The following is a 17,759-nucleotide window of genomic DNA, read 5'->3' on the forward strand; positions in this document are numbered from 1 at the left end:
CCTCCTTTAGGCAAAGTTGATATCGACCGAGCCAAATGACCCGAAATCAGCATGGATTTCGGTGCTCGGAGGGCATTCGACGGGTCGAATAAAGCTGCCAGACAAGACCACCTGGCCCGGTTCTATGCTCTGGTCGTACTGCGCCATGCGACGAGCCAGCCAGACGACGCTTTCGACCGGGTCGTTCAGAACACCCGCGCCCAGACCGGTTTCCTCGATCTCACCATTGCGGAAGGTCAGTGCCCCAACCCAACGCAAATCAAATGCATCTATCGCGTGACGCTCAGGGCCCAACACGATGCCCGCATTGGCGGCGTTGTCGCTTATTGTGTCATAGACTGTACGTGTTTGTCCGGTCGCGGGGTCGACACGCTGAATGCGCGTGTCGAGGATTTCAATTGAAGGCGCGACGTAATCCGTGGCGGCAATGATGTCGTCACGGGTGACGTTCTCTCCGCCTACCGCAGATTTCATGACAAAAGCAATCTCGGCCTCGATCCGGGGCTGGATGAACCGGCCCGCAGGAACGGTTTCGCCGTGATCGAACTTCATATCATCGAACAAAATTCCGCTGTCGGGAATATCGATATTCAGCGCATATTGCATCGCTTTAGAGGTCAGCCCGATTTTCCAGCCGATCACCTTGTGCCCTTCGGCCAATTTTTTTCTATAAATGGCGTTCTGCACCTCATAGGCGTCGCTCATCCCCATTTCGGGATGGCGCAGTGTCAGAAGGCCAATCTGTTCGTGCGAACATTCAGCCTGCAATAAGTCGGCTGCGGCACGGGCATGATCTTCGGGGGTCATACCTGTTCGTCCTCGACTGTGTTGCGCAGCGTTCCAATGCCCTCGACTGAGATTTCCACTACGTCACCCGGTTCCAGGTATTTCGGTGGATCAAACCGCGCGCCCGCACCCGTCGGGGTGCCGGTGACGATGATGTCACCAGGCAGAAGCGTCATGAAGGTCGAAATATACTCGATCTCGCGCCTTATCGGGAACATCATGCGGTTCAGCGTATCGTCTTGGCGCAACTCACCATTCACATGGGTCTGAATTCGGGCATCGTCCAACTGGGCCGCGTCGGTGAATGGCACTAGCCAAGGACCGATGGCACCGGAATTGTCCCAGTTCTTTCCCTGTGTGACGTTGAACTTGGCATGGCGGACCCAGTCCCGGATTGTGCCTTCGTTACACAAGGTTAGGGCCGCGATGTGGTCATAGGCGTCTTCCTGCGAAATTCGCCGACCGGATTTGCCAATCACGATAACAACCTCGCCCTCGTAATCCAGCGTGTGGTTTTCTGGAGGACGGATCAGCGGGCGGTCGTGCCCGGTGAAACCGCTGGCAAAGCGCGGAAACAACGACATGTATTTCGGCTGTTCGCTGCCGTCTTTGTATTCTGCGTTGCGGTCGGGAAAGTTCACTCCGACGCAGAGGATGCGGCGGACATCCGGCATCACCATTTCGTAAGTGAATTCCTTGTGGGTTACTTCGCGGCCTGCTGCGGCCTCGGTCAACTTTTCAAACGTGCCCGCGGCGATCACCTCGTAAAGGCTGGCCTGATCGGGAAAGGCGTCGTTTAGCGCAATTGCACCGTCCTTGGTGATCGCGCCGAAAAAAGTTGCTCCGTTTGCGGTGAAAGTTGCAAAGCGCATCAGGCCTCCTCGGCGGCGTCAATGCCACCCATGCACAAGTATTTGAGTTCCATGAAGTCATCCAGCCCATGGCGCGACCCCTCGCGTCCCAGACCTGACATCTTAACGCCTCCAAAGGGCGCTTCAGCAGTTGAGATCAGGCCGGTGTTGATCCCGACCATGCCATATTCCAATGCCTCAGATACGCGCCAGACACGGGCCATGTCGCGCGAATAGAAATACGAAGCGAGGCCGAATTCGGTATCATTGGCGGCTACGATAACTTCGCTTTCCCTGTCAAATTTGAACAAAGGCGCGACTGGGCCGAAGGTTTCCTCGGTCGCCACCGCCATGTCTGCGGTCACGCCAGTCAGGATGGTCGGCTCGAAAAAAGTGCCGCCAAGGGTATGCGGCTTGCCACCCAGTGTGACTGTTGCACCCTTGGCGGTTGCGTCTTTGATGTGCTCAGACACTTTCGCGACTGCGGCTTGATCGATTAGTGGGCCAAAGACGGTGCCCTCGTCAAAGCCGTTTCCAGTCGGCAGGTTTGCGACCTTAGCCGCCAGTTTTTCGGCGAACGCGTCGTAGACCCCAGACTGGACATAGATGCGGTTGGCACAGACGCAGGTCTGGCCGTTGTTTCGGAACTTGGCGATCACTGCCCCTTCGACTGCCGCGTCCAGATCTGCGTCGTCAAAAACGATGAACGGCGCGTTGCCGCCCAATTCCAATCCTAGTTTCTTGATCGTAGGTGCGCATTGCGCATAAAGCATCGCGCCGATTTCGGTGGACCCGGTAAAGGTCAGTTTCTGCGCGATTTTGCTCGAGGTCATCTCACCTCCGATGGCGCGCGCTGATCCAGTGATGACCGAGAACAATCCCGCAGGCAACCCAGCTCGCTCGGCCAAAACCGCCAGCGCGATAGCCGAGAACGGCGTCTGGCTGGCAGGTTTGAGCACCATGGAACAGCCTGCCGCCAGTGCCGGTCCCGCCTTTCGCGTGATCATGGCATTGGGGAAATTCCACGGCGTGATCGCGGCAACAACCCCAATCGGCTGTTTGATTGTGATGATCCGCTTATCCGGCGCGTGGCTAGGGGTGACGTCGCCATAGGCGCGGCGGGCCTCTTCAGCGAACCATTCGATGAAGCTGGCACCATAAGCGATTTCACCCTTGGCCTCAGCCAGCGGCTTGCACTGCTCTGCGTTCAGGATAGCGCCAAGATCATCCTGGTTTTCGATCATCAGGTCATACCAGCGGCGCAGAATTTGGCTGCGGGCCTTCGCTGTGAGCTTGGCCCAGCTCTTCTGTGCACGGTGCGCTTCGGCGATTGCTTCGGCCGTTTCGGCCGCCCCAAGATTGGGGACTCGTCCGATTAGATCACCAGTTGCCGGGTTGGTCACTTCCAGGGTGGTGGATACCTCAGTGGCACCGACCCATTTGGAGCCAACCCGCGCTGCTTCGATAAGCAACGTGGGGTCGTTGAGACGTAAGTCTGTCATTTGCAGGATTTCCGTGTCTCGGCCTCAGACCGAAAAGCTGATATTTGCCTGACCCGTTCCGGAACTACCGAAATACGGGGTGTAGATGTCGATCTCGCCTTTGTAACTGCCCCATCCCAACGCACCGAACAGCAGCGCAGTGTCGTTCATCGCACACTCGCCCGTACATTTCTTGGCGTAGTCAGGCAAAAGGTCCAAGAATTCTTCGAACCGGCCCTGTTCCCACAATTCGAGAACGCGCATATCCATCTGGCGGTTGAACTCGCCATTCACTGCGTTCAGACCTTCGACCGAGCGCTCATTTGGCGTGAAGTCATGACTTAGAGACCCGGAGGCCAGAATCGAAACATTGCGGTTCGAACGCCGGATGCCTTCGGCGATGGCTTCACCCCAAACGCGGTTCTCGGCGATAGACGAGAACTGGTTGACCGCAACCGGCAGCACCCGGGCATTCACACCTTCATTGATGAAATGCATAGGCAGAAGGGTACCGTACTCCATTCCCATGTCGGGATGCGAATGACCCAGAGCCCGTTCCCCACGCTCTCTCAGGACGTCGAGGATGGTTTCACCAAGGTCGTGATCACCGCGATAGTTGAACTCCATATCCGCCAGCATGTGCGGCAGTTCATGGCTAATAAAACGGCCCTTGTGGCGCTCTTTTGTGTTCAGGTGAAAGCCCTGATTGGTGATCCAATGTGTATCGAAAACGATGAAGGTGTCGACCTCGCGGTCAATCGCGTCCTGACGCAGACGTGCGTAACCATCTATCGCAGGTTGCCGGATACCTTTGTATTTCGGCATCGTGTGGGACATCCAGATGCTGGGCACATGTGTGATCTTAGCAGCCTGTACAATCTTTCCCATGACAGTTCCTCCTCATATAAGGTGGCGTCTGACCGCTTTGGAAGGGAGAGCGGACGACCAGACGTCGTTTGGTCCGACTCTCAAAGAGTTCATGGACCATAGATGTGCGCGAGTATCCTAACTTTTTACGAGCGGCACCTTGTCCAGACGTCGCTCGGAAGGCGTTACTTTCCCAACTGCATAATCTTGTGCTGACCAGTGGCAAAGCCCACGTGTTTCTGCTCCATATAGAAGTCAAAGCTCCAATCACCGCCGTCGCGACCGATACCTGACGCCTTTACCCCGCCAAAGGGCGTGGGCAGGTGGCGAACATTTTCTGAGTTCACCCAGATCATCCCAGCTTCCAACTTATCGGTAAAGCGCAGGGCGCGTGTAAGGTCGTTGGTCCAGACATAGCCGGTTAACCCATAGGGCGTGTCATTGGCGATATTCAGAGCTTCTTCTTCGGTCGAGAATGGAATGGAAGTTAGCACGGGGCCAAATATTTCCTCTCGCGCGATGCGCATGTTGTTGTTGGCATTGGTAAACAATGTCGGGCGTACGAAAAATCCGACATCACCAACCTTGACCCCACCGGCCGCGACGGTCGCACCATCCTCTTTGGCGATGTCAAAGTATGAGGTCACCTTGTTGTAATGTTCCTCGGTGACCAGCGGGCCGATCTCGGTTGCAGGGTCCAGGGGGTGCCCGACCTTGATGTTGTTCACACGCTCGACCAGTTTGGCCTCGAATTCTTCCTTGATAGTGTCCTGCACCAGCAGCCGCGAGGACGAGGTGCAGCGCTCACCGTTGATCGAGTAGATCATGAAAATTACCGCATCCAGAGCCCGGTCCAGATCGGCGTCATCAAACACGACAACGGGGTTCTTGCCGCCCAGTTCCAGGTGCATCCGCTTGAGCGTATCGGCACCCTGCTTTGTGATGATGCTGCCTGTCCGGCTTTCTCCGACAAATGCGATGGCTTTGATCAAGGGGTGCTCTGTCAGCGCCTTACCGGCATCAGGGCCAAAACCGTTCACGGTATTCAGCACGCCCTTGGGCAGCCCTGCCTCTTCAGCGATTTCCACCAACAGGCGGGCGGACAAAGGCGAGTCTTCGGCTGGTTTGTGGACCACGGTGCAGCCCGCGGCCAGAGCGGGCGCGATTTTCCAAGTCGACAGCATGAAGGGCGTGTTCCACGGAGTGATCACACCAACCGGGCCGATAGGTACACGACTGGTGATATTCATCAACGTCGGCGACTTCAGGTGCTGCCCGTCGCGAGCCTGCACGACTTGATCCGCAAAGTAGCGAAAATTCTCGGCACCGCGCAGCGCGGCCTTGGACATGAACCGTAATGTTTGGCCCGTATCCCAACATTCACACAGCGCAATTTCTTCGGCCCGGGCTTCGATCGCATCGGCAACGTTTAGCAGGATCCGGCGGCGTTCGGTGGCGGGCATGTCGCGCCATTCAGTAAAGGCGGCATGGGCCGCTTTGACCGCTGCGTCGATATCGTCGGACGTACCGTGCGCAACGTCGCAGATCACCAATTTATCCACCGGAGAGGTGGATTGGAAAACACCCGCTGCGCCATCCCGGTCTTCGCCTGCGATACGGTTCTTGATGCCTGTTTCTTTGAACCGGGCCAGAAAGCCTGCCAGTTTCTCGATATTCGTATCCAGTACGCTCATGCGTCAGGTCTCCTGCTTTGTCGCAGCCAAATGATTCCGGATTGTGCCGGTCTTGGGCGAAAGGTCTGGGTCGATGTCACGCATCTCTAGTGAAAGCGCGATAGAGTGCTTCGAGAAGGCCGGTTCCAGATACGCCTCAACCGCGTCAAAGATACGCTGTGTTGCGTCCTTCTTAACGTCGTCAGGACGGCCAGCGCGCAGGCGGATTGAGATGTCCACAAAGCCATGCTTGGGATCTCCATCCGCAATGGCAAAATAGTCAACACGCGTGGCGCGGACGCGAATTCCCGGCATTGGAAAAGCCTCAATCCCCGCAGCGGTGTCTCGTATGCATTCGCACAAGCCACCGATGTCGACCCGATCGTCCAGATTGCCGGAGTATTCGACGTGGAAGTGTGGCATGACCTCTCCTTTACTACTTAACATGTTTAGTAAATTGGATCGCGGCCGTCAAGAACTTGCTTTGTTAATCTTTGCAATTCCTGAAATGGCGTTCTAGAAGGCTGGAATGAACCGACAAAGCCATACCACGAGAACCTCTCGCGCTCTTCCGATTGCACTGCTGCGCGCACGCGAAACCGTTATGGCCCCAATTCGGGATATGCTGCAGGGGATACAGCTGACCGAGCAAAAGTGGCGTATCCTTCGTGTTCTGGACGAAATGGGCGAAGTGGAACAAAGCGCTATTGCAAATGAGGCCTGCCTTTTGCTGCCCAGCCTGACGCGAATTCTACGCACGATGGAGAGTGATGGGCAGATATCCCGCCGTCAGGGCAGCACGGATAAGCGTCGCACCATGGTGAAGATCACCGATGAGGGGCGTCAAATTCTTGAAGAAAATCTCGCGACCTCGCTAGCGATTCACAATACAATCGAGGCGCAAATGGGACAGGAAAAAATCGACAACCTATTGGATCTACTTGAGGAATTGCAGGCCGTAAAGGTTTGACCCCGACCTTGAAGGCCGGGGCCAGCATGATCACTACAGGCTCGCTAGTCCTGTATCTAGGGCGGCCAGGATCTTGGCTACGTCATCAGACGTGATGACCAGCGGCGGAGACAATATGATGTTGTTTCCAGATACACGGACCATCACGCCATCTTCATAAGTCGCTTTTTGAACCTGCAACGGAAGATGTTTGGCAATTGGCGCCTTGGTTGCGCGATCCGAAACCAGCTCGAGCGCGCACATCAGACCTTCACCCCCTCGCACGTCACCGACTACGTCGTATTTGTCGGCCAGTTTTTTCAACCCGGCAAACAACTCATCCCCCCGTGCAGCTGCGTTTTCCCAAACTCGCAGGCGGTTGATCTCGGCAAGCGTGGCCAAGGCTGCGGCCGCGCCAACCGGGTGCCCGGAATAGGTGTAGCCCTGATCGACAGAAGCTTTGCCGGTAGTGTCGCTTTCGAACACCTCCGCAACCGCGCCTGAGATCATTGCCGCGCCGAATGGGAAATAGCCGTTTGTGATGGCTTTGGCCGTTGTCATGATATCGGGCTGCACCCCCCAATGTCTCGCGCCACTTTCGCTGCCTGTACGCCCAAAGGCAGTAATGATTTCGTCCGAAATCAGCAAAATTCCGTGCTTCGAGCAGACCTCACACACCATGGGCATAAAGCTCTTGTGCGGCGGGATCACTCCGCCTGCGCCCAAGATTGGCTCCATAATAAATGCGGCGACGGTGTTTGCACCCTGGAATGCGATTTCGGCCTCCAGCGCTTTTACGCAAAGCTGCGCAAGACGCTCGGGGTCCGTCTCATCGAACGGATTGCGATAGGTCCAGGGTGCTGGCACGTGGAAACAGCCCGGCATCATCGGCTCATAAGCCGCGCGGAACTTTTGATTGCCATTGACCGAGGCAGCCGCGAAATGGGTGCCGTGATAGCCCTGTTTCAGGCTGATGAACTTGGTACGGCCAGCCTCGCCGCGTACTTTGTGATACTGGCGCGCCAGTTTCAGCGCGATCTCAACCGAATCCGATCCACCCGAAGTAAAGAATGCACGGGTCAGTCCGTCAGGCGCAAAGAACTGAGCCAACTCGTAGGACAATTCGATCGCCTTGTCGTTGCTGGTGCCGCGAAAGGTTGAATAATAGGGCAGCGCGTTCAGCTGATCGGTGATGGCCTGCTTTACCGGATCACAGGAATAGCCCAGATTGACGTTCCATAAGCCACCCACTGCATCCAGCGCCTTGTGACCATCTACATCAATGATGCTGACTCCTTCACCTCCGGTCAGAATGGTCGGCGGGTTTTTCTGGCTGTCTGCCGGGTGCGCCATTGGTTGCCAGAAATGTCGGGCGTTGTTTTCTTTCAGAAAGTTGGAGTCTTTCATGTAGCGTGTCTCCGGAGATTTAGTCCGCCCGTCAATCATGGGTGGAATTCAGTTGGAAAATTTTCGGGCATCTGGCCGCCAAAGTTTGCGGTCAGTTCTTTCGAAAGGGTGTGGAGTGAGGTCAAAATCAGCGGCTGCCGCGCGCTGGTTGCACGAATTTCGGGAACGGCAATCGCAATGGTTCCAATCGCGATCTGATCAATACCGAAGATAGGCGCCGCATATCCGAAGACACCATCTTCAAAGCTGCCATTACTATTGGCCCAGCCCGCCTGACCGATTTGTGCAACCCGGTCACGGATAATCTCTGGGTCCGTCATTGTTGCCTCGGTAAATCGGGTGAGTGTGTCGGATTCCAAGCGTTCCAGAAGGAAAGCGGGACCGAAGCTCAGCATGCACAATCCCGAAGCAGTCGCGTTGACCGGAATAATTTCGCTAGGGTCGAGACTTACGCGAACGCTGTGCTGCGTGGTTTCAACCACCAACGCGGTTTGTAGAGTGTCTTTCTCAAGCAGGGTAAGGTGCAGGCTCTCGCCAACCTCATACATCGCGGCCTGCATTTTCTGGCGTGCTCCATCAAGGCCGGGCTTGGCAATTTCGCGCAGGGCGGCCAACCGTAGAGCAGCTGGTCCGATGGCATATGATTTCGTCTGCGGATTCTGCTCGATTAGGCCGAACTCTTCCAGTGCCCGTAAGTGGCGGAGGGCGGTCGCCTTGTTCAAACCAGCCAGGCGCGCAATGTGACTCAGCCCGATTTCCGGTTGAGAGCTTGAAAAGTACTCTAGCATTTTCAAGGCATTAAGTGCGGTGCCCATGTGTTTTGCCTCCTCCCGGTCAGGTTATACTTGACAGAATTAACTTAACAACGCAACATTATTATTGTTAACGCGGTTCATTTATTGAACCACTAACGGGAGGTGTCAATGAAGAAATTTCTAGCAACCGCCGCATTTGTAGCGTCAGCAACCGCTGCACTGGCAGAGTATCCAGAGAAACCGGTAACCTTCGTGGTTCCATGGCCTCCGGGCGATCTTGAGGACGTGCTGACGCGAATGATCGCGGACGAATTTCAAGCCATGTACGACGTCCCGGCCGCGGTCGTGAACAAGCCCGGCGGCGGCGGCGGTCCGTTCCCAGGTGCAGTCGAAGTCGCCACCGCCCCAGCGGACGGATACACTATTGGTTCTTTCGTCATTGGCGTTCCCGTCATTGGACCGGAAATCGGTATCCCTGAACTGAACCCGAACCCGTTCGATCCGATCGGTATTTTTCTGACTTACCCGTTCGTAATCGCATCCAGCAAGGATGCGCCGTTCTCGAACTGGGAAGAACTGGCGGAACACGGCAAGGACAACGATTTGGCGCTTGGTCATTTCGGCTCGGTCTTGCCGCCCACGCAGGTCACCTTTGCTGCTGCTGTCAGCAGCGGATTTGATTTTGCAAGTGAAGCAGCCTTTGACGCGTTGGATTGCAACACGCTGGCATCGGGTGACGTGGACGTCATCAACACCACGTTGCAACTTGTTCTACCTTGCCTGGATGACGTGAACATTCTGGCGAGCATAGGTGGCGAGCGGATTTCGCTGATCCCCGATACGCCGACGATCGTCGAGCTCAACCCGGATCTGCCGCTGGCATTGTGGAACGGCCTGTTCGTTCACAAGGATACTCCACCCGAGGCACGCGAAAAAATCACCGCAGCAGCACAAAAGGCGGTGCAGTCGGACAAAGCCAAGCAGCTTGCTGAGGAAACTGGTGCTTTGATCTACTGGCAGGACCCAGACGCATCCAACGCTCAGATTGAGCAAGACAAATCCTCTTTCGCTAAGATTGAAGAAATTCTGGGCGAGTAAGATCCAGATCGGGCGTGGGGCGCTGCCTCACGCCTCTTTCAGGTTGGGAGGAAACGATGATTGCAAAGACTTTACAGGACATGTTCAAAAGATATCGCCGACCCGGCGATGTCGTTTTCGCCGTACTGTTTCTGGCATTCGCGGTGTTTCTTTTGTCCCAACTGGGTGATCAGACCAAGGTCGTCAAACGAACCAAATGGTTCGCGCAGCCGGGTCTTTGGCCCACAATTGCAATCTGGTGCATGGTGGTGTTCGGGTTTCTGCATTGGCTTAGCTCGGCCTTGTCAGACCGGATCAGCGGCCGCTGGACCGAGGTCGGGTTTTGGGTTCGGTCGTTCGAATATGTTGCCTATTTCCTGATCTATGTGCTGGTGGTTCCGCAGCTGGGATATCTACCCTCAACCATGTTGTTCGCAGTCTTACTGACCCTTCGTGTAGGGTTTCGTGGTGCAAATGCTATCGGAATAGCTGCGTTTTTCGGCTTTGTGGTCACAATCGTTTTCCGTGGCTTTCTTCAGGTCAAAATCCCCGCCGGAGCGGTCTATGAATACCTTCCGGATTCCGTGCGCGCCTTTGCGCTGACCTATCTGTAAGGGGCCACTATGGAAACGCTTCTTTCCGGCATTTCTATCCTGCTGCAATGGCAGGTAATCGTCGCCCTGCTGATTGGTTCGATCGGCGGCGTCATCATCGGTGCATTACCCGGCGTGGGTGCGGCGGTGGCCATCGCAATCCTGTTGCCTGCCACCTTTGCGTTCGAGCCCATCGTAGGACTAACCCTGTTATTGGGTATCTACGGCTCGTCTATGTATGGCGGAGCCATTCCCGCGATTCTGATCAACACCCCCGGCACAGCGGTGAACGCGCTGACCACTTATGACGGATATCCCATGACCAAACGGGGGCAGGGCCACCGTGCGCTGTCTCTGGCGTATTCGGCCTCGTTCTTCGGGGGCGTGTTTGCGATCATCTGTCTGATGGTGTTGTCACCGGTTCTGGCCCTTGTCGCCCCACATTTCGGCAGCCGCGAGATTTTCCTGGCCGCGCTATTGGGCATCATTCTGGTTGTGCTGGCCCACCGGGGGCAGATTTTTGCCGCTGGTATGTTGGCGGCCTTCGGCATTTTCCTGAATTCGGTGGGGCTGGAGCCCGTGAAATACACCCGCCGGTTCACCTTCGATCAAAGTTGGCTGGCTTCCGGCATTGATCTCATTGTGGTCGTGCTGGGTCTGTTTGCGATTAGCCAGGCATTTCTGCTGCTATTGGAAAAGAACCACGCGCCAGGCGACACCCATGTAAGTGGCAATATCTTTGCCGGTCTCAAAGAACTTCTGGGCGTGAAACGCGTTGCTACCGTGTCCTCAAGTATCGGTGTCTTCATGGGCATGGTGCCGGGTACGGGCGAGTTTACATCGCAATTTCTGTCCTACACCTATGCTCAAAAAACGTCAAAGAACCCAGAAAAGTTTGGTGATGGCTCACCCGAGGGACTTGTAGCGTCCGAGGCGGCGAACAATGCCGTTCCAGGCGCTGCGATGATTCCTCTGCTGGCTCTGGGTATTCCTGGCGAGGCGCTGACGGCGATGATGCTGTCGGTGTTTTATGTCCACAACGTGATCCCCGGACCGCAGCTGTTCGAAAACCAGATGGATTTCGTATTGGCCCTGTATATGGCGCTGATCCTGCTTAACGTGATCGTTCTTGTGTTCTTGTTGTTTTCGACGAACCTGCTGCTGAAGATTATCCAGATCCCGACCCGGTTCCTTGGTGTCATGATCCTGATTTTGGCGTTCGTGGGGGTCTATAGTCTGCGTAATTCGATCACCGATTGCGCCATTGCTGCCGGGTTCGGGGTTTTTGGGTTGATCCTAAAACGGCTGGACCTGCCGATTGTTCCAATCATTTTGGGCATGGTTCTTGGCGGGATTATGGAAACCAAGCTGCGCAGCGCAATGGCACGGGTCAAAACGCCGCTCGACTTCATCGACCGGCCCATCGCGGCCATTCTGTTTGGCCTGATCGTTCTGATCCTGATCCTGCACTGCCGAACGCTGTATTTCGAATTCAAAAACAAACTGCGGCCGGAACCTACGATGCAACCCGTGGATTCCGATAATCCGAACCAGCAAGGATAAGCGACCTATGGATCAACTTGCCATCGACGCGCTACGTGGTCAGCCCGTACCGGCCCGGAGCCTTCTGATTGATGGGCGTCACGAGGCCGCAGCGGCAGGAGGGCAACTGGATGTCATTTCTCCAATTGACGGTCAGGTTCTAACGCAAATTGCCGAGGGCACCCCTGAGGATATGGAGCGGGCTATTGCGGCGGCCCGCACGGCGTTTGAAGACGGACGCTGGTCGCGGGCTGCACCTTCTGTACGCAAGAAGGTGTTGTTGAAACTGGCCGATCTGATTGAAGAACACGCTTTGGAACTGGCCGTTCTGGGTGTGCGGGACAATGGCACTGAGATCAACATGGCCATGAAGGCCGAGCCGATGTCGGCTGCGGGCACGTTCCGCTATTATGGCGAGGCCATAGACAAGATCTATGGTCAGATTGCGCCCACAGCTGAAAATGTGCTGGGTCTTGTGCATCACGCGCCTGTCGGCGTTGTAGGCGCGATTGTGCCTTGGAACATGCCGATGATGATCGGTGCGTGGAAGATCGCGCCGGCGCTGGCGGCGGGTAACTCGGTGGTGTTGAAACCAGCGGAATCGGCCTCGCTATCACTTTTGCGATTGGCCGAATTGGCGCTTGAGGCAGGTGTGCCGGACGGTGTCCTGAACGTTGTCACAGGCAAAGGCAGCGTGGTTGGTGAAACTCTGGCCCTGTCGATGGATGTAGACATCATGGTTTTTACCGGCTCGGGTGCGACAGGGCGGCGGCTTCTGGAATATTCCGCGCGCTCGAACTTGAAACGCTGCTACTTGGAGCTTGGCGGAAAGTCCCCCAACATCGTGTTCAACGACGCCCCTGATCTCGCGCAGGCGGCCAAGGTCTCCGCCGCAGGTATTTTCCGAAATTCAGGTCAGATTTGCGTCGCGGGATCACGCTTGCTGGTGCAGGAGGATATTCACGAAGATTTTGTCGCCGAGATCGTTAAACACGCACGGGCCTTCCGCGTCGGCGACCCGCTGGATTTGAACACACAGATTGGGGCAGTGCACTCATTGCCGGAATTGGAAAGCAATCTGGATTTCGTCGCCCAAGCCGAAGCGGAAGGTGCTGAGCGCCGTGCCGGCGGTGACCGAATTCTGACGGAAACGGGCGGCTATTATATGGCACCCACTGTAATGAACGGGGTCAAACCCACCGACAATCTGTTCCGCAATGAGGTCTTTGGTCCGGTTTTGGCCGTGACACCGTTCAGGGACGAAGATGAGGCACTGCGACTGGCAAATGACAGCGTTTATGGATTGGCCTCGGGCGTGTGGACTGCAAACCTGAGCCGTGCACATCGCATGGTGGCGGGCATCCGCTCTGGCGTCGTTCACGTCAATACTTACGGCGGTGCTGACGCCACTGTGCCTTTGGGTGGTGTAAAACAGTCTGGCAACGGCCACGACAAGTCATTGCACGCAATGGAAAAGTACTTCGATCTAAAAACAGCCTGGATTCAGCTGTAAGACGATAGCCTGCGAGGAGAAGATTACCATGGGCGAAAAGACTATCTTGCTGATCGGCACCTATGACACCAAAGACCCCGAGATGCGCTACATCGAAGAGTGCATCTCTGCGCAGGGTGGCAACGTGCTGACCATGGACGTCTCGGTTCTTGGGGATCCAACCACGCCCACAGACATTTCCAAACATGATGTGGCCGCGGCCGGTGGTATGACCATAGATGAGGTGATCGCGCTCGGTGACGAAAACAAGGCTTTTCGCGTGATGTCGCGGGGCGCAGCAACGCTTGTGGCACAGGTCTACGCCGACGGCAAATTTGATGGGATGCTCGCAACTGGTGGCACGATGGGCACCGATCTGGCGCTGGATTGCGCGCAAGCTTTGCCAATGGGTGTGCCGAAATACATTGTCTCCACCGTCAGTTTTTCACCGCTGATTCCGCCACACCGTTTGGCGCCGGATATTCAGATGATCCTGTGGGCGGGCGGGCTTTATGGTATGAACTCGGTTTGCCGCTCATCGCTAAGCCAGGCCGCAGGCGCTGTTTTAGGCGCAGCCCGCGCCGTCCAACGCCCCCGGCGCGATCGCCCGATGATCGGAATGACCTCGTTGGGCTCATCCTGCCTGCGTTATATGAAAACCCTGAAACCTGCTTTGGAAGAACGGGGATACGAAGTGGCCGTGTTCCATTCAACGGGCATGGGCGGTATGGCATTCGAGAAGCTTGCGGGTGAGGGTGCGTTCTGCTGTGTAATGGATTTCTGCATGCAGGAATTTGCCAACATGCTTGCAGGTTCGCTGGTGTCCTCGGGGCGTGACCGGCTGACAAATGCCGGGCGCGTGGGCGTGCCGCAAATGGTGGCCCCTGGCGCGCTGGATCTTTTGGATTTTGCCGGTTGGCAGGACATTCCCGACCAATATGCCGACCGCTCGTTCCATGAACATAATCGCCTGATCAAAAGTGCGGTGTTCAATGCAAAAGAGCGACGGGCCGCTATTCGGGAAATGGCTGATCGTCTGAAACAAGCCACCGGCCCAACCCATTTTTTCCTGCCCACCGGCGGTGTTGAGGAATGGGATCGCGAAGGTCAGGAAGCGCATGACCCGGAAGCGCTTGCCGAAATGGTGGACGAGGCCCGCAACGTGATGCCTGCGGTTGCATCAACTACAGAAATTGATGCCCATATCAATGACGACACCTTCTGCGAGGCTGTACTCAAACAGTTCGACAAATGGATGAATGAAGGGGTGGTTAAGGCGACATGACCAGAAAAGCCAAGAACATCCTGTTTATCATGTTCGATCAGCTGCGGTACGATTACCTGAGCTGCACCGGACATCCGAGTTTGAATACCCCCCATCTGGATGCGCTGGCGGCCAAGGGCGTGCGGTTTTCCCATTGCTATGTTCAATCGCCCATCTGCGGTGCCTCAAGAATGAGCTTTTACACAGGGCGTTACGTACACAGTCACGGCGCTGCCTGGAACAATTTTCCGCTCAAGGTCGGAGAGGTTACTCTGGGCGATCATCTGCGCGAACGTGGGATGGATAGTTGGTTGATCGGAAAGACGCATATGAGCGTGGATCAGGCAGGGATGGATCGTCTGGGCATTTCGCGCGATGGCGTTATCGGAGCACGTGTCGCGGAATGTGGTTTTGATGTCTTCCTCCGTGATGACGGCTTATGGGGTGAGGGGCCGCAAGGCTTTTATGACAAAAGACGTTCGCCCTATAACGAGTATCTGAAAGGGCAGGGGTATGAGGCTGAAAACCCCTGGCAGCACAATGCCAATGCCGGGGTTGATGAAGATGGTGGTGTCGCTTCGGGTTGGTTTATGCGGCACGCTGATAAGCCTGCAAACATTAAGGAAGAAGATAGCGAAACGCCCTGGCTGACGGGACAGGCGATTGAATTTATTAAAACGCAGGATGCAAATTCCGCTGGGCCATGGATGTGCCACCTGTCCTATATCAAGCCGCACTGGCCTTACATTGTTCCAGCGCCGTACCATGACATGTACACGGCAGAGGATGTTTTGCCGGTGGTTCGCTCGGATGGCGAGTTACATAATCCTCACCCTGTCTATGAACAATTCATGCAGAACGAAATCGGTCAAACCTTTAGCAAGCCGGGTGTGCGTGAAAAGGTGATACCCGCCTATATGGGGCTGATCAAACAGGCTGATGATCAGATGGGTCGCCTGTTCAATTGGCTAGAAGAGAGTGGCCACATGGAAGACACGATGATCGTCGTGACCTCCGACCATGGGGACTACCTCGGTGATCATTGGATGGGTGAAAAGGATCTCTTCCATGATCCGTCGGTGCGCGTTCCACTGATCATCTATGACCCGTCACCAGAAGCAGACGCAACACGCGGCACTGTTTGTAGCGCACTGGTCGAAAGTATTGATCTGGCGGCAACATTTGTTGATCTGGCAGGTAGCGATGTCCCGGATCACGTTATCGAAGGCCGCTCGCTACTGCCGTTCCTGTATGGCCAAAACCCCAAAGCATGGCGCGAGTATGTGGTTAGCGAATATGATTATTCTGCCACGCCCGAAGCCGCGGCTCTGGGCCTTGACCCCAAACAAGCACGCCTGTTCATGCTGGCGGACAAGGATTGGAAATTCATCTTTGCCGATGGTGGGTTTCGCCCGTTATTGTTCGACCTAAAAAACGACCCTAAAGAGTTGAATGATCTCGGTGCCGACCCGGGCCATGCCGAGGTGATCAACATGTTCATGAAGCGCTTGTCAGAATGGGCGCGCCGTCCATCGCAACGTACAACAGTTACAAATGAAACGCTGCTGAAGAAGCGAGACGGGAGTGCGGCTGATGTCGGTATTTTTATCGGTGTTTATGATGAGCGTGAATTGCCCTACGACGTAATAGAGAAAACGATCAGACGTCGGTGAGACATGCAGGGTGGGCAGCCCCACTTGTGTGGTCCAAATTGAAAATTAGTGCATGGTTGTCCTTTGTGGTCCCTTGGGACGAAGGCTTCCGGGGCTGGTGGTCGATAGCCCCGAGCACAGTGGGGTCGTTTGGTGTTGTAGTGTTTCCTCCAGTTTTCGATAATGAATTGGGCCTCACGCAGCGAACAGAAAATCTCGCCGTTGAGCAATTCGTCCCGCAGCCGCTCATTGAAGCTTTCGCAGTAGCCGTTCTCCCAAGGTGATCCTGGTTCGATGTAGGCGGTCTTGGCCCCAAGACTTGTTGACTAGGCTTGTTGAGCTGGGTTCAGAAACCGCGACACCCGAGATCAGGTCAGGTCTGTCAACACTCAGGTGTAGGGCGATATTTGAAGCATACAACCAACCCACAACAAACACCGGGCCACAACCAAGTCTTTCAATGATAGAAGCAAGATCATCTGCATGCGTTTGCTCCTTGAACTCCAACGTAGTTGCCGGCCAAGGCGATTGACCGTACCACCGCAAGGTCGGAGCTATGCATCTGTACTTCTGCGAAAGCTCCTGTACGTAAGGTGCCCAGATCCGATGATCGCCCGCCGCGCTGTGGAGGAACAATATGTGTGATCTGGCCCCTCGATCAATGTGGGGACAATAGCCGGTTGATACGTGTTTGGTCATGAAACTGACTGCAGTTGGGGGATTAGATAAACAGACAAAGATCGGGGCCGGTCGGGCAGCGGTCAGGGCGTTCGCCTGGCTTCAGGGGGCTCGCACGCCCGGTTGTTTGCCAAGCAATTGGGAACGGGACACCGCCGAGCTTGAAGGTGTCTGCGTCGACACGAAACTTAGCACGGCGCAATGCGGTAGCCGCGCCGCGGGTCAGCTGACAACCGCCAAGCAGCGAAGCTCAGGGTCGCTGAACAATATCCTGCACGCGCGAAACCCCAGGCGTTGGTGCGTTGACATTTTAGCAGAACTGCACCTCGCCATCTGCGCGCCGCACACGCCGGACATCACTCAGCACTGCTGACACGTCTTGAACCGTACAATGTGTATAGGTCAGCACAACCGTGTCGATGCAGCTATCCGCAAGTGGAATATCCTCAAACAAGCGACCAATGCCGGAAGAGATTGTCTCGAAGTTACGGCAGGTTGAGGTGCTGATGGGACAAGGGGAGTCCCGTCTTGATGCGGTCAGGCAAATCGACGTTCTTGAACAGACCTACTACCGCTGGCGCAAGCAATACGGCGTAGTATGTTCCGATCCGGATCATGCTGGTTTCCCCTTTGGCCATTTTGGCGGCACGTCGGTCCAGGGCCTTCGCCCGCGTTAGCGGAGCCTCTGCATC

The 17,759-nt window shown here is 55.7% G+C and carries 17 protein-coding genes and 1 pseudogene; 7 read left to right on the top strand and 11 right to left on the bottom strand.

Going from position 1 to position 17,759, the window contains the following annotated elements; translation table 11 throughout:
* Positions 1-6: 6 nt before the first annotated feature.
* The 6 genes from hpaH to AC2FLA_RS07095 all read right to left on the bottom strand — a co-directional run bounded on the left by hpaH (position 7) and on the right by AC2FLA_RS07095 (position 6,081).
* A complete protein-coding gene (gene hpaH / locus AC2FLA_RS07070) occupies positions 7-807 on the bottom strand; it encodes a 2-oxo-hept-4-ene-1,7-dioate hydratase (RefSeq protein ID WP_496721414.1) in 801 nt (266 codons plus the stop codon).
* On the bottom strand, positions 804-1,658 hold the full coding sequence (locus tag AC2FLA_RS07075) for a fumarylacetoacetate hydrolase family protein (protein WP_496721415.1): 855 nt from the start codon (positions 1,656-1,658) through the stop codon (positions 804-806). Before AC2FLA_RS07075 ends, hpaH begins: the two co-directional genes overlap by 4 nt.
* Positions 1,658-3,139 (bottom strand): NAD-dependent succinate-semialdehyde dehydrogenase, encoded by a 1,482-nt coding sequence (locus tag AC2FLA_RS07080; protein ID WP_496721416.1) that lies wholly within the window; start codon positions 3,137-3,139, stop codon positions 1,658-1,660. The genes AC2FLA_RS07075 and AC2FLA_RS07080 overlap by 1 nt, the downstream gene beginning before the upstream one ends.
* 24 nt (positions 3,140-3,163) lie before the next feature.
* Positions 3,164-4,006 carry a 3,4-dihydroxyphenylacetate 2,3-dioxygenase gene (hpaD, locus tag AC2FLA_RS07085; RefSeq protein WP_496721417.1) on the bottom strand — a complete coding sequence of 281 codons (843 nt, stop codon included), beginning with the start codon at positions 4,004-4,006 and terminating at the stop codon, positions 3,164-3,166.
* A 164-nt stretch (positions 4,007-4,170) separates the two neighbouring features.
* Positions 4,171-5,679: a 5-carboxymethyl-2-hydroxymuconate semialdehyde dehydrogenase gene (hpaE, locus tag AC2FLA_RS07090; protein ID WP_496721418.1), complete on the bottom strand. Its 1,509-nt coding sequence runs from the start codon at positions 5,677-5,679 to the stop codon at positions 4,171-4,173.
* A gap of 3 nt (positions 5,680-5,682) precedes the next feature.
* Positions 5,683-6,081, bottom strand: a complete 399-nt coding sequence (locus AC2FLA_RS07095; protein WP_496721419.1) for a 5-carboxymethyl-2-hydroxymuconate Delta-isomerase — start codon at positions 6,079-6,081, stop codon at positions 5,683-5,685.
* Positions 6,082-6,187: 106 nt separating this feature from the next.
* Between AC2FLA_RS07095 and hpaR the strand changes: the two genes are divergently transcribed.
* Positions 6,188-6,628 (top strand): homoprotocatechuate degradation operon regulator HpaR, encoded by a 441-nt coding sequence (gene hpaR, locus AC2FLA_RS07100; protein WP_113788316.1) that lies wholly within the window; start codon positions 6,188-6,190, stop codon positions 6,626-6,628.
* A 33-nt stretch (positions 6,629-6,661) separates the two neighbouring features.
* Here the strand turns inward: hpaR and AC2FLA_RS07105 are convergent, their stop codons facing one another.
* Together AC2FLA_RS07105 and AC2FLA_RS07110 are read right to left on the bottom strand one after the other, a co-directional pair.
* Entirely contained in the window at positions 6,662-8,014 is a 1,353-nt protein-coding gene (locus AC2FLA_RS07105; RefSeq protein WP_496721420.1) for an aminotransferase class III-fold pyridoxal phosphate-dependent enzyme, read from the bottom strand.
* Positions 8,015-8,049: 35 nt separating this feature from the next.
* The gene (locus tag AC2FLA_RS07110; RefSeq protein WP_496721421.1) at positions 8,050-8,829 is read right to left on the bottom strand and encodes an IclR family transcriptional regulator; all 780 of its coding nucleotides are present in this window, start codon (positions 8,827-8,829) and stop codon (positions 8,050-8,052) included.
* A 108-nt stretch (positions 8,830-8,937) separates the two neighbouring features.
* Between AC2FLA_RS07110 and AC2FLA_RS07115 the strand changes: the two genes are divergently transcribed.
* Genes AC2FLA_RS07115 through AC2FLA_RS07140 form a run of 6 tightly spaced genes read left to right on the top strand, consistent with a single transcriptional unit; the run spans position 8,938 to position 16,410 of the window.
* Positions 8,938-9,867 carry a tripartite tricarboxylate transporter substrate binding protein gene (locus AC2FLA_RS07115; protein ID WP_058274540.1) on the top strand — a complete coding sequence of 310 codons (930 nt, stop codon included), beginning with the start codon at positions 8,938-8,940 and terminating at the stop codon, positions 9,865-9,867.
* 56 nt (positions 9,868-9,923) lie between these two features.
* Entirely contained in the window at positions 9,924-10,460 is a 537-nt protein-coding gene (locus AC2FLA_RS07120) for a tripartite tricarboxylate transporter TctB family protein (protein ID WP_496721422.1), read from the top strand.
* Positions 10,461-10,469: 9 nt separating this feature from the next.
* A complete protein-coding gene (locus AC2FLA_RS07125) occupies positions 10,470-12,002 on the top strand; it encodes a tripartite tricarboxylate transporter permease (RefSeq protein WP_058278613.1) in 1,533 nt (510 codons plus the stop codon).
* Positions 12,003-12,009: 7 nt separating this feature from the next.
* Complete coding sequence (locus AC2FLA_RS07130) at positions 12,010-13,494, top strand: aldehyde dehydrogenase (protein WP_496721423.1); 1,485 nt, start codon at positions 12,010-12,012, stop codon at positions 13,492-13,494.
* Between the two features lie 28 nt (positions 13,495-13,522).
* Complete coding sequence (locus tag AC2FLA_RS07135) at positions 13,523-14,758, top strand: Tm-1-like ATP-binding domain-containing protein (protein ID WP_496721424.1); 1,236 nt, start codon at positions 13,523-13,525, stop codon at positions 14,756-14,758.
* The gene (locus tag AC2FLA_RS07140) at positions 14,755-16,410 is read left to right on the top strand and encodes a sulfatase-like hydrolase/transferase (protein ID WP_496721425.1); all 1,656 of its coding nucleotides are present in this window, start codon (positions 14,755-14,757) and stop codon (positions 16,408-16,410) included. The genes AC2FLA_RS07135 and AC2FLA_RS07140 overlap by 4 nt, the downstream gene beginning before the upstream one ends.
* Here AC2FLA_RS07140 and AC2FLA_RS07145 read toward each other — a convergent pair.
* The 3 genes and pseudogenes from AC2FLA_RS07145 to AC2FLA_RS07155 form a co-directional block, all read right to left on the bottom strand.
* Positions 16,374-16,709, bottom strand: a pseudogene (locus tag AC2FLA_RS07145) (integrase core domain-containing protein); the annotation flags it as partial. The gene AC2FLA_RS07140 and the pseudogene AC2FLA_RS07145 sit on opposite strands and share 37 nt — an antisense overlap.
* Positions 16,636-17,088: an alpha/beta fold hydrolase gene (locus AC2FLA_RS07150; protein ID WP_496721426.1), complete on the bottom strand. Its 453-nt coding sequence runs from the start codon at positions 17,086-17,088 to the stop codon at positions 16,636-16,638. The pseudogene AC2FLA_RS07145 and the gene AC2FLA_RS07150, both read right to left, overlap by 74 nt.
* A gap of 289 nt (positions 17,089-17,377) precedes the next feature.
* Positions 17,378-17,521, bottom strand: coding sequence for a methyltransferase domain-containing protein (locus tag AC2FLA_RS07155; RefSeq protein ID WP_496721427.1), 144 nt, complete (start codon positions 17,519-17,521; stop codon positions 17,378-17,380).
* Positions 17,522-17,759: the final 238 nt, after the last annotated feature.

It is taken from the genome of Ruegeria sp. CDSA033, assembly GCF_059612305.1.